Raw genomic sequence first — 12,604 nt, forward strand, 5'->3', positions numbered from 1 at the left:
GTTAAATTATCTACTACGTCTCTTTTGAGCACGTATTGATCCTCCTTGACCAAAGTGTTGTTTAGGTGCTTGAGCACGTTTCATGTTTTCTTTCATCATTTTAATTTGATCAGTCAACATACCTTGTTTATCAAGTTTTTGTGCTTCAGCTAATAATGTCACTGCTTCTTGCTTTCTTCTTTTAGACATTGCAACACCAGCTAAATTAAGTTTTACCATAGCCATATCATGGTCCATAGACAGACCTAGTTGTTCTGCTTTCTTAAAGTAACGTTCAGCCTCAGTCATATTATCTTGTGACACCATAATACCATTTAAAAAATTATAATATCCTTGTTGCTTTCTAACCAAAGCAGTTTCTGGGTTTTTAATTTTATCTAACCATTTTTTAGCACCAGGAAAATCTTGTTTTCTTAATTTTAAAAAGGCTAATAAAATAAATTCATTTTTAAAATATAAGAAGACAAATATTAGCGCTAAAAAGATGTACATGATACCATTACCTATGTTTCCTTCCACAAATTGCCAGATGGCTACACCAAAAATTCCGATTGCTAATATTAATTTTATTACTTTATTGTACATTTTTTTAATTTTAAAAGTCTTGTATTACTTGATTTGTAACGTTTTTAAGCGTTATTTTTATTGGAGTACAAAGAAACTAAAAAAATCTTTAAAAATATTTTTTAAATTAGGTTTGTGAAATAAAAAACTCGTTGTATATTTGCGCTCAGTTTTACGTAAAGCCTAAAACTAAATAAAACATATACTATTCAGATTTTAAAAAAATAAGACAATGCCAAAAAGAACGTTTCAGCCATCAAAGAGAAAAAGAAGAAATAAACATGGTTTTAGAGAAAGAATGGCTTCTGCTAATGGTAGAAAGGTATTAGCTCGTCGTCGTGCTAAAGGAAGAAAGAAAATATCTGTTTCATCTGAAACTAGACATAAAAAATAATGTTTAACAATTGTTAACATGTTAGAGGCGTTACTTAGGTGTAACGCCTTTTTTTGTATCTAATAATTACTATTTTTGATAATCGAAAAAAACAAACAAAAATGCCAAAAAATCCTAAGTTAAAGTCTATTCTTATTATTGGTTCAGGTCCTATAGTTATTGGTCAAGCCTGTGAGTTTGATTACTCTGGTACGCAAGCACTAAGATCTTTAAGAGAAGACGGAATCGAAACAATTTTAATCAATTCTAATCCAGCAACAATTATGACAGACCCTAGTATGGCTGATCATGTATATTTGTTGCCACTAAATACTAAATCTATTGTTCAAATTTTAAAAGAGCATCCACAAATTGATGCAGTATTACCTACAATGGGTGGGCAAACTGCACTTAATTTATGTATTGAAGCAGATGAAAAAGGCATTTGGAAAGACTTTGGTGTAGAGATTATAGGTGTAAATATTGATGCCATTAATATTACAGAGGATAGAGAGCAGTTTAGAGAGTTGATGCTTAAAATAGGTGTGCCTATGGCACCTCAAGCAACAGCAACTTCTTATCTAAAAGGTAAAGAAATTGCTCAAGAGTTTGGGTTTCCTTTAATAATTAGAGCTTCATTTACATTGGGTGGAGCAGGTGCGTCTTTTGTATATAAAGAAGAAGATTTTGACGAGTTATTAACACGTGGATTAGAAATTTCTCCAATTCACGAAGTTATGATTGATAAAGCGCTAATTGGCTGGAAAGAATACGAGCTAGAATTACTTAGAGACTCAAACGATAATGTAGTAATTATTTGTTCTATTGAAAATATGGATCCAATTGGTATCCATACAGGAGATTCTATTACTGTAGCTCCAGCAATGACATTAAGCGATAAAACGTATCAAAAAATGCGTGATATGGCTATCCACATGATGCGTAATATTGGTGATTTTGCTGGTGGATGTAACGTACAATTTGCAGTTAGTCCAGATGAAAATGAAGATATTATTGCTATCGAGATTAACCCTCGTGTATCACGTTCTTCAGCTTTAGCAAGTAAAGCAACAGGATATCCAATTGCAAAAATAGCTGCAAAGTTAGCAATAGGTTACCATTTAGACGAGTTAGAAAATCAAATTACTAAATCTACATCAGCATTATTTGAGCCGACTTTAGATTACGTTATTGTAAAAATACCACGTTGGAACTTTGATAAGTTTGAAGGAAGTGATCGTACTTTAGGTCTACAAATGAAGTCTGTAGGAGAGGTGATGGGTATTGGACGTTCTTTTCAGGAAGCCCTTCACAAAGCAACACAATCTTTAGAGATTAAACGTAATGGTTTAGGTGCAGATGGTAAAGGATATACTAATTACGAGCAGATTATAGAGAAGTTAACCTACGCAAGTTGGGATCGTGTCTTTGTAATTTATGATGCCATTCAAATGGGAATCCCTCTAAGTCGTATACACGAAATCACAAAAATTGACATGTGGTTTTTACGTCAATATGAAGAATTGCACCAAATACAAAAAGAAATTTCGACTTTTACAATTGATACTATAGGAAGAGATTTACTTCTTGAAGCAAAACAAAAAGGATATGGAGATAGACAAATAGCACACATGCTAAACTGTCTAGAAAGTCAAGTATATAATAAAAGAGATGAGTTAGGTATCAATCGTGTTTACAAATTAGTAGATACTTGTGCTGCCGAGTTTGAGGCAAAAACACCTTATTATTACTCCACGTTTGAAAATGATGTAGAAACAGCAGACGGAACACGTTATGCACATAATGAAAGTATAGTTTCTGACAAGAAAAAAGTAATTGTTTTAGGTTCTGGACCAAACAGGATTGGACAAGGTATCGAGTTTGATTATTGTTGCGTACATGGTGTATTAGCTGCTGCAGAATGCGGTTATGAAACTATCATGATTAACTGTAATCCAGAAACGGTTTCAACCGATTTTGATACTGCAGACAAGCTATATTTTGAACCAGTTTTTTGGGAACACATCTACGATATAATTAGACATGAAAAACCAGAAGGTGTTATTGTACAATTAGGTGGACAAACAGCTTTAAAACTTGCTGAAAAATTATCTAAATACGGAATCAAAATTTTAGGAACTAGCTTTGAATCCCTAGATTTAGCAGAAGACAGAGGGTTGTTTTCTAACTTACTTAAAGAAAACAATATTCCTTATCCAAAATTTGATATTGCTACAACAGCAGATGAAGCTGCTGCAATTGCAGATGTATTAGATTTTCCAATATTAGTAAGACCATCATACGTCCTTGGTGGACAAGGGATGAAGATTGTAATTAATAAACAAGATTTAGAAGAGCATGTTGTTGATTTATTACGCAGAATGCCAGGAAATCAATTATTATTAGACCATTATCTTGATGGAGCGATTGAAGCTGAAGCAGATGCCATTTGCGACGGAGAAAATGTTTACATCATTGGTATCATGGAGCATATTGAGCCTTGCGGAATCCACTCTGGAGATAGTAATGCAACCTTACCACCTTTTAATTTAGGTGAGTTTGTAATGCAACAAATAAAAGATCATACCAAGAAAATTGCTTTAGCACTAAATACGGTAGGATTAATAAACATACAGTTTGCTATAAAAGATGATATTGTTTATATAATTGAAGCTAACCCAAGAGCATCACGTACAGTTCCGTTTATATCTAAAGCTTATGGAGAGCCTTATGTAAATTATGCAACTAAAGTTATGTTAGGAGAGAAGAAGGTAACTGATTTTGATTTTAAACCTAAATTAGAAGGTTATGCTATTAAGCAGCCAGTATTTTCTTTTAATAAGTTTCATAATGTAAATAAAAAATTAGGACCAGAAATGAAGAGTACTGGAGAAAGTATTTTATTTATTGAAAGTCTTAAAGATGATCAGTTTTACGATTTATACGCTAGACGAAAAATGTATTTAAGCAAGTAGATGGTATAAAAATAAATTATTGGTTTTAAGTGAGTTATAATATTTTTTTGTATTTTACATTAAAAAGAGATTATGACGAAAAAACTACTATTTATTTTATTTGCTTTTGTAGCTTTAAGCGTATCAGCACAAAACCAGACCGTTACAATAGATTGGAGTTTTGGCTCTAACTCTAATGCAACTGGACCTAATAATAATGCAGATCGGACCATTGAGGTTGGAGATACAGTAATTTGGAATTGGTATTCTACTGGTACGCATAATGTAGTAAGAACTGGAGGCACGTCCTCTGATAATTTTGTAAGCAGTTTAATGACTACTGGAGCAACATTTTCACATACGTTTACGTCTATTGGTACAAATACATACCAATGTAATCCACATCCAACAAGTATGTTTGGTGTAATTACAGTAGTACCAGAAGGAACATTAAGTGTACCTGATTTTGCAAAGCGTTTATCAGCAATAAGCTTATATCCAAATCCAGCAACATCGACTTTAAATGTAGAAATACCTTCTCAGATTAAAGAAGATTTGACAATTGAAGTTTATAATGTTTTAGGAAAAAAAGTACTATCAAAAACATTGAATCAATTAAAGACTAGTTTGTCTATATCTAATTGGAATGATGGTGTCTATTTAATAAAAATAACAGCAATTACTACTGGAACAACAGTAACTAAACGATTTGTAAAAATTTAATACAAACAATTAAGTATAAAAAAAGCCTTCAGAAAATGAAGGCTTTTTTTATTTAAAAATTATCAGGTAAATCTATTCTAACTTTGTAATCTTTTAAAATTGGTAGATAATCTGTGTGTGAGAAGTCTTCGTGGTCAAACTCATATTGACGTTGTTTTTTAGTCTCCATTCGCTTAATAGCTTTTAAAAAGCGTTTGACTTCAACCTTATCATTCAAAATAAGTCCAGCAACTTCCATGGATTGTCCATTATCATCTTTTGCAACCATTGTAAAGTAAGACGAGTTACAATGTTTGACAACGCCTGTTTGGATATTTTCGGCTTCAACACGTATTCCTACAACCATGGATGTATTACCAACAAAATTAACTGAGGCTTTCATGGTCACAAGTTCACCAACCTCAATGGGACTTAAAAAATCTACAGTGTCTACACTAGCGGTTACGCAGTAGGTTTTAGAGTGTTTAGAGGCACAAGCAAAAGCAATTTGATCCATTAAATTTAAAATGTAACCACCATGTATTTTACCACTAAAGTTAGAGTGTGATGGTAACATTAATTCGGAAATACTAATTCTAGAATCGTCTGCTTTTTTATATGCTTTCATTATAGTTTTTGTTGTTCTATGTAATATTCAATTTGATTTTTTCTGTAAAATCCAACAACAATTAAAGCCAGTCCAAAAAAGAGGCACATGACTATAATAAAGTTGTTTAATTCTTCTCTTTTACTCAGTTTACCAGGATCTAAAAGTGTGTCAAAACCAAAAGACAGTAGACCAGCTCCTAAAATAAATATATAAATATATTTAGCTCTCAAGCTCCATTTGTATATAGTATTTTGAGTAGACTCTGTCATAATTAATAATTGGAACGTCGCGTTTTATCTTCTTCAACTTTAGTAATAAAATATTTTGTATCACCTAACCAAAAAAACGTTTTGTAACGCTCAAAATAAGATAACTTGACAAACTTACCTTGTAGTCTATTTAAGTCATTAATGACTTGTTTTTCGTTGTCCTCAACAGAAAATTCAAAACGTTGTGCTTCAGACACACCTTGACTAATTTCGCCTTCCCATGTTTTAAACATTACGCCTTTTTTGCTAAATTTTACTAATTCTCCAGCTCTAACACCTTCACTGTAAGTTACAAAATAGATGAAACAAAAGTAGGCTCCAATAATTAGGACTATGGTTATTAATGCTTTAATTAAAAATTTTATCATGGTTTATGGATATTAATCTTGTGATTTAGCTCTGTTTATAATGGCTTCAGGCAAGGCTTTTTTTGCTTTAGCACCTAACTTTTTAATTTTTTCTACGCTTGTAATAAGGTTACCTTTACCTTCTACTAATTTATTCATTGCAGACGAATAATCCTTTTTTGCATCGTCTATTTTTTTTCCTACACCTGTTAAGTCTTTGACTAAACCTTCAAATTTATCATATAATGCTCCTGCTTGTCGTGCAATTTCGATAGCATTTTGTTGTTGTTTTTCATTATTCCACATACTATCAACTGTTCTTAAAGTTGCTAATAGAGTAGAAGGCGTAACAATAACAATGTTTTTTTCAAATGCTTTGTTGTATAAACTATTGTCCGCATTAATAGCTACTGCAAAAGCAGGCTCGATTGGTATAAAAAGTAGCACAAAGTCAGGACTTTCAATATCATATAAATCTTCATATTTTTTGTCAGATAATTGGTCTACATGTTTTCTAATAGAATTAATGTGCGCTTTTAAATATATTTCGCGCGCATCATCCTCTGCATTTACATAGCGTTCGTAATCTGTTAAAGACACTTTACTGTCAATAATCATTTTCTTATTGTCAGGTAAATGCAAAACAATATCTGGTAAAACTCGTGTACCATCTGCTCTTGTAAAATTTTGTTGTACAAAGTACTCTCTGTCTTTTTCTAAACCAGATTTTTCAAGGACACGCTCTAGCACTAATTCTCCCCAATTTCCTTGCATTTTACTATCGCCTTTTAACGCTCTAGTCAAGTTGGTAGCTTCTTTGGTCATTTGCTGGTTTAAATCTTTTAAACCTAATAGTTGCTCTTTTAAAGCACTATGCATACTAATGCTTTCCTTTTGAGTATCATCTACTTTTTTCTCGAAGGTTAGTATTTTTTCTTGTAGTGGATTTAAAATATTTTTGATGTTTTCTTTATTCTGAAGGGTGAATTTTTCGCTTTTTTCATCTAAAATTTTAGTTGCTAATAGCTCAAAATCTTTACGTAACTGTTCTTGTCTAAGTTCTAGCTCTTCATCACGTTTTAAATTTAATTGTTGTAAGTTTTCAAAATCTGCATTTTTTCTAGCCAAATCTTCATTTAAAATATCCTTTTCACGTCGGATACCTTCGCGTTCTATTTCAATTTTAGAAATAGTTTGTTTCAACTCTTGTAATTGGGTGTTAAATGTTGCGTTTTGTCTTTCGCTTTCAGTGGTGTAAAACTGTTTTAAATCCGATAGTTGCTGTTGTAAATTAGCATTCCTTTCTTCCAAGGTGCTTTTTTCGCTTTTACTTTTAAGTTTAGTGAAAAGCATACCTAAATAACCACCAATTATAGCAGCAATTAAAATAGCCAAAACAAGGATAATGTTGTCGTTCATTTAAAATAAAAGGAATTTAATCAAAGATAGTTAATTTGTCTTTTAGTGCGAAGCTAAGCTTGAAATTCTAATTATGATTAAATTTCAAAGGAAAGATTACTTTTTAACCCTAAAACTGCCTGTTTTTTCGTCAAAAACAATCATATCTTCAGGAAACAGGTTAGAAAACGCACCTTTTTCGATTAAATTACATGGTGTGTCACTTACAATTCCCTGATCTGACATGACAATCATACTGTCGCATAATTGGATGGCTAAATCTATTTCATGAGACGAAAATAAGATGGTTTTACCAGTATCTTTTGCTAATTTTTGAAGCAGTTTTAGGATGTATGCTTTATGATACATATCTAAATGCGACGTAGGTTCGTCTAAAATAATTAAATCGGTATCTTGTGCTAAAGCACGAGCAATCATAACCTTTTGAAGTTGACCATCACTAAGCTCGAAACATTTTTTATGTTTTAAGTCTTCAATAGTTGTTTGCTTGATTGCATTATTTATAATTGCTACATCTGTGTCAGACAAATTTCCAACCCAATTGGTGTAAGGTTGACGTCCTAGAGCAACCAATTCAAACACGGTTAAGTTTTTTGCAGCAATAGGCTCTGTTAACACTAAACTTAAAGTTTTGGCAAGTTCTAAATTAGAGTAGTTATCTAAACTTTGATTATTTATTAAAACTTGACCACTTAAAGGAGATATAACCTTTGTTAGTGTTTTTAAAAGTGTGGATTTACCAATCCCATTACCACCAACTAATCCAATTAATTCGCCTTTATTTAAACCAATATTAATATTTGATGCTACAATAGTTTGTGTTTTTTTAGACTGATAACCAACAGTTAAATTATCAGTTTTTAGGATGTTATGTTGGTTGTTTTCTTTCATTTTAAAAGACCATTTTACGTTGTCTTACTAACAACCAAACTACAATTGGTGCACCAAATAAAGAGGTAATAGCATTAATAGGTAGCATGTAATCTGTGTTTGGTAATTGGGCAATACTGTCACAAATTAACATGATAATGGCACCAAATAAAAATACAGCAGGTAATAATATTTTATGATTGGACGTGTTAAAAACTTGTCTAGTAACATGCGGAATAGCTAAGCCAATAAAGGCTATTGGTCCTGCAAAAGCAGTAATAGTACCTGCTAGTAGACTAGTAGCAATAATAATTAATAATCGACTTTGTTTAATGTTTAAGCCTAAGCTTTTAGCATAATTTTCGCCTAACAATAAGGTGTTAAGTCCTTTTATTGATAGAATGCTAAATAGGATACCAATACAATAAATGATAGCAAAAATACTAACCTCGTTCCAGTCCAAATCTCCTAAACTACCAAAACCCCAAAAAATGTATTGCTGTAATTGTTCTGCACTACTAAAGTAGGATAGTACACTAACTATTGCAGCTGTAATACTACCAAACATTAATCCGATAATTAATATAGCCATAGTATCTCTAACTTTTGAAGATACAATTAGGACTAATAATAACACTAAAAAACTACCTAAACTTGCAGCAATTACTAAACTCCATTTAGTAAGTAAAAAAGTAGCTAAAAATCCACCAAAAATGCTGCTACCTAAAATAACTAATGCAACACCTAAACTTGCTCCAGAGGTAATCCCTAAGACAAAAGGACCAGCTAAAGGATTTCTAAAAAGGGTTTGCATTAATAACCCAGAAATACCTAAACCAGAGCCTACTAATACAGCTGTAATGGCTTTTGGTAAACGATAGTTTTGTATTATATATTGATGATTGTTTAAACTATCCGAATTTGTAAAAAAACTGTCTATAATAGTATTAAAAGTTATGGATACTGATCCTAAACTTATGTTTACCAAAAATAATAGTACAAGCAGTATTGCTAATACTATAAAGGGAATGGTATAAGATTTGGATGTTATCACTTTAACGGTTTAAAAAAGTAAGTTTGATACTCTGGCAATAAGTCTGGATGACAAATTTTAATGATGTCCTTTAATACTAAATCAGGTCTAGATAAACCAAGTTCATAATACAAAACGCCTCCTGTTTTTCCTGTTGTATTTGCAAAAGAGTAGATAGCATTATTTTTAAAAGCATCAAACTGTGTGTAATGTGTATTAGCTGTTTGTAAAGCCTTTAGACTACTATAATAAGATGGACTTAACCATAAATTAGCATGTTTTGCTTTTTCAAAAACAGCTTCAAAACTTAAAGCCAAACTGCCTTGAGATTTAGTGTCAGCATATAAATAATTGATATTTGCATCTTTTAAAAATTGAGCTTCGGTACTTGTTCCATTGGGTAAATACCATACATCCTTATGCATTGCTCCACTAATGACTGTTGGTTGCTCAGTTACGCTTTGCGCTAATTGTTTTGCTGCTTTGTAGTTGGTTTCGATAGTTTTAAAAACAGAATCTGCTTGTTTTTCTTTATTAAATAAAGCACCAAAAAACTTAATCCATTCGGCTTTAGCCAAAGGTGTTTTTTCTACCCAATCACCATTATAAATTACAGGTATTCTGGCATTACTTATTGTTTTTAAAGATTTGCTTGTACCATCAACACCAAACCCAACCACTACATTTGGATTTAATTCTAATAACACTTCGGTGTTTAAACCTTCGTTTTTACCTAATTCTCTAACGTGTCCATTATCAATACGTTGTCTGATTTTTTCTGATGAAATATAATCACTACCAGGAAAACCAATCAACGATTTTTCTTCATTTAAAAGCTCTAAAGCAGGAATATGCGTTGTAGAGGTTACTACTATAGACGTTACAGGAGTAATGATTATGCCATCATATTCGTCTTTCATAAACGACGTTTTTGCAGCGTTTTCTTTACTAATTAAAACGTACTTATAGGTTTTTTCTGCTTTAGGCCAAGGGTTGTTAACGGTTAGTACTTTAAAATTGCTGTGATTTGTAATACTAAATCCTTCAGCGTAAGCGATACTATTATCCTCTTGTATTAAAGTAGGAAGTTTACTGTCAATACCTGGATCTTCCTTACAGTTTAGAAATAATAAAAATGAAAGTAATAGTAGTAAAAAAGCTTTGTTTTGTAACATTAGTAGCGCTTTAGCGGAATATTTTCCTTTAAATTTATATAAAATTTTAGTCATGAGAGACGGTTCAAATTTAACAATATATATAGTAGGAGGAATTATATTATTACATTTTTTAATTGGCTTTATTTATTTAATCTATAAAATGAATAAGAAAAATGAAGAATGAATTAATTTAAAATAGTACATTCGCGCTGAATTTTGGTTTGACTTTGTGCTAATGCAAAGTCGATTAAAAGGGAATCTGGTTTAAATCCAGAACTGTTCCCGCAACTGTAAGTTTATGTTCAACATTGGTTGGACACCTTTTAAAGGATGTTATTCAAACTTAGACCACTGTTTTATTAAAAATGGGAAGGTAGAGTAACATATAACAAGTCAGGAGACCTGCCAGAATTTGTCATCTAATATGATCTTCGGGAGAAAGATCTTTAAGATTTATGAAAAAAACTATTGTATTACTAATTGCTGTATGTTGTAGTGTTGTGTCTTTTGCACAAACACAGCTAGACTCTGTTCAATATTTAGATGTTATTGAGCTTAGTGATATTAAGTTGAAACAAAATGCTGCAGGATTTAAAGTTACTGTTTTAAAAGACTCTGTTTTAAGTAAAAACACTTCTAATTTTACGGATTTATTACGATTTAATTCTAATATTTATTTTAAAGAAAACGGTTATGGGATGGTGTCTTCACCATCGTTTAGAGGGACTAATGCCTCGCAAACTGCTGTGATTTGGAATGGTATAAACATTAACTCTCAGTTAAATGGTCAAACGGATTTTAATACCATAAATACCAATAACATTAATCAAGTGGTTATTAGAAATGGAGGAGGTAGTGTGCAATACGGAAGTGGAGCAATTGGAGGTAGTGTGCATTTGGATAACAGATTAAGTTTTACGAAACATTTAAAAAATGAGGTCAAACTTAACTATGGCAGTTTTGAAAGTAAAAACATTAGTCTTGTTACAGATTACGGACAAGATAAATTTGCTTTTAATTTAGGGGTAAATTTTATAGATTCTGATAACGATTACAAATATTTAGACTCTGATAAAATAAATGAAAATGGTGCATTTAATAATCTAAGTCTTAATGTTAATTTAGGGTATTTTATTTCTGAAAAAGATGTAATTAAATTATACCATCAATCTTTTATTGGTGAACGTGAGTTTTCCGGAACAACTGCAACACCATCTAAAAGTAAATATGAAGATGAAAACTCTAGGTCGATGTTGGAATGGGTTAGTACACATCAAAACTATAAATCTAATTTTAAAGTCGCGTATTTAAAGGAGTATTTTGAATTTTACCAAAACAAAAATTCTGAGTTTTATACTTTTGGACAAGTCAATACTTTTCTAGCAAAACATAATTTTAATTATAAATTATCTAAGCAGTTAAGTGTTACTAGTATCTTGGATTACAATCTTTTTAAAGGTGAAGGCAGTAGTTTTGGTAATCCAGAGCGATCAATCTTTTCTGCTACAGGGTTATTGCAATATAATCCAAGCACTAATTTAAACTTAGGTTTTAATGTAAGACAAGATGTGACCTCTGATTTTACTAGTCCATTATTGTTTTCAATGGACGCTTTGATTGGGATTACCAAGTTTTATAAGGTCAAAATTAATGGGTCAAAAAATTATAGAATTCCAACATTTAACGATTTGTTTTGGCAACCTGGAGGTAATTTTGATTTAGTGCCAGAATCGTCTTATCAATTTGATTTAGGTCATGTTTTAGACTTTAATTGGTTGCAACTACAGTTGAATACCTACTATATTAAGTCGCAAGATTTGATACAATGGAAACCAAATATCTCTGGGTTTTGGTCACCACAAAATATAGCTGAAGCCCATAGTTATGGTGCAGAAGTTGGTTTGACTATTAATAAAAAATATGATAATCACCAATTAACGTTTAGCTCAAATTATTCTTACACAGTTTCAGAAAATTTAGAAACTAATAAGCAATTAATTTATGTGCCTTTTCATAAAGCTAATGCCACATTAGCTTATAGCTTTAAAAGGTTTAGCGCACATTATCAGCAGCTTTTTAATGGAGACGTCTTTACAACTTCCGATAATTTAAAAGGTCCATTTTATAGTTTACAATCTTATAATGTAGCCAACTTAGGCGTTAATTATAAAGTATTACAACATTCTAATCATGAATTAGAGTTGGGATTAAAAGTAAATAATCTGTTTAATAAACTATATCAAAACGTAGCATTTAGACCAATGCCAAACAGAAATTTTAATATTCAATTACACTATAAATTTTAA

The 12,604-nt window shown here is 31.4% G+C and carries 12 protein-coding genes and 1 riboswitch; of the genes, 4 read left to right on the plus strand and 8 right to left on the minus strand.

Going from position 1 to position 12,604, the window contains the following annotated elements; translation table 11 throughout:
* Positions 1 to 6 precede the first annotated feature (6 nt).
* Entirely contained in the window at positions 7 to 585 is a 579-nt protein-coding gene (locus M890_RS0101160; protein ID WP_028281752.1) for a tetratricopeptide repeat protein, read from the minus strand.
* A gap of 211 nt (positions 586 to 796) precedes the next feature.
* Here M890_RS0101160 and rpmH point away from each other — a divergent pair, with 211 nt between their 5' ends.
* The 3 genes from rpmH to M890_RS16330 all read left to right on the plus strand — a co-directional run bounded on the left by rpmH (position 797) and on the right by M890_RS16330 (position 4,614).
* The gene (gene rpmH, locus M890_RS0101165) at positions 797 to 958 is read left to right on the plus strand and encodes a 50S ribosomal protein L34 (RefSeq protein ID WP_028281753.1); all 162 of its coding nucleotides are present in this window, start codon (positions 797 to 799) and stop codon (positions 956 to 958) included.
* 101 nt (positions 959 to 1,059) lie between these two features.
* Positions 1,060 to 3,912, plus strand: coding sequence for a carbamoyl-phosphate synthase large subunit (carB, locus tag M890_RS0101170; protein ID WP_028281754.1), 2,853 nt, complete (start codon positions 1,060 to 1,062; stop codon positions 3,910 to 3,912).
* A gap of 72 nt (positions 3,913 to 3,984) precedes the next feature.
* Positions 3,985 to 4,614 (plus strand): T9SS type A sorting domain-containing protein, encoded by a 630-nt coding sequence (locus tag M890_RS16330; protein ID WP_028281755.1) that lies wholly within the window; start codon positions 3,985 to 3,987, stop codon positions 4,612 to 4,614.
* Positions 4,615 to 4,666: 52 nt separating this feature from the next.
* Here M890_RS16330 and M890_RS0101180 read toward each other — a convergent pair whose 3' ends face one another.
* From M890_RS0101180 to M890_RS0101210, 7 genes are all read right to left on the minus strand, one after another.
* Positions 4,667 to 5,221, minus strand: a complete 555-nt coding sequence (locus M890_RS0101180) for an acyl-CoA thioesterase (RefSeq protein WP_028281756.1) — start codon at positions 5,219 to 5,221, stop codon at positions 4,667 to 4,669.
* On the minus strand, positions 5,221 to 5,472 hold the full coding sequence (locus tag M890_RS0101185) for a hypothetical protein (RefSeq protein ID WP_028281757.1): 252 nt from the start codon (positions 5,470 to 5,472) through the stop codon (positions 5,221 to 5,223). Before M890_RS0101185 ends, M890_RS0101180 begins: the two co-directional genes overlap by 1 nt.
* Before the next feature lie 2 nt (positions 5,473 to 5,474).
* Entirely contained in the window at positions 5,475 to 5,840 is a 366-nt protein-coding gene (locus M890_RS0101190; protein ID WP_028281758.1) for a DUF8785 domain-containing protein, read from the minus strand.
* A gap of 12 nt (positions 5,841 to 5,852) precedes the next feature.
* Entirely contained in the window at positions 5,853 to 7,238 is a 1,386-nt protein-coding gene (gene rmuC, locus M890_RS0101195; RefSeq protein ID WP_028281759.1) for a DNA recombination protein RmuC, read from the minus strand.
* A gap of 96 nt (positions 7,239 to 7,334) precedes the next feature.
* Positions 7,335 to 8,129 (minus strand): ABC transporter ATP-binding protein, encoded by a 795-nt coding sequence (locus tag M890_RS0101200; protein WP_028281760.1) that lies wholly within the window; start codon positions 8,127 to 8,129, stop codon positions 7,335 to 7,337.
* Between the two features lies 1 nt (position 8,130).
* A complete protein-coding gene (locus M890_RS0101205) occupies positions 8,131 to 9,162 on the minus strand; it encodes a FecCD family ABC transporter permease (protein ID WP_028281761.1) in 1,032 nt (343 codons plus the stop codon).
* Positions 9,159 to 10,370, minus strand: a complete 1,212-nt coding sequence (locus tag M890_RS0101210) for an ABC transporter substrate-binding protein (RefSeq protein WP_316929334.1) — start codon at positions 10,368 to 10,370, stop codon at positions 9,159 to 9,161. The genes M890_RS0101205 and M890_RS0101210 overlap by 4 nt, the downstream gene beginning before the upstream one ends.
* Before the next feature lie 128 nt (positions 10,371 to 10,498).
* Positions 10,499 to 10,722, plus strand: a riboswitch (cobalamin riboswitch).
* Between the two features lie 31 nt (positions 10,723 to 10,753).
* Between M890_RS0101210 and M890_RS0101220 the strand changes: the two genes are divergently transcribed.
* Positions 10,754 to 12,604: a TonB-dependent receptor plug domain-containing protein gene (locus M890_RS0101220; protein ID WP_028281763.1), complete on the plus strand. Its 1,851-nt coding sequence runs from the start codon at positions 10,754 to 10,756 to the stop codon at positions 12,602 to 12,604.

The sequence above is a fragment of the Olleya marilimosa CAM030 genome (assembly GCF_000518485.1).
GTDB lineage: Bacteria > Bacteroidota > Bacteroidia > Flavobacteriales > Flavobacteriaceae > Olleya > Olleya marilimosa.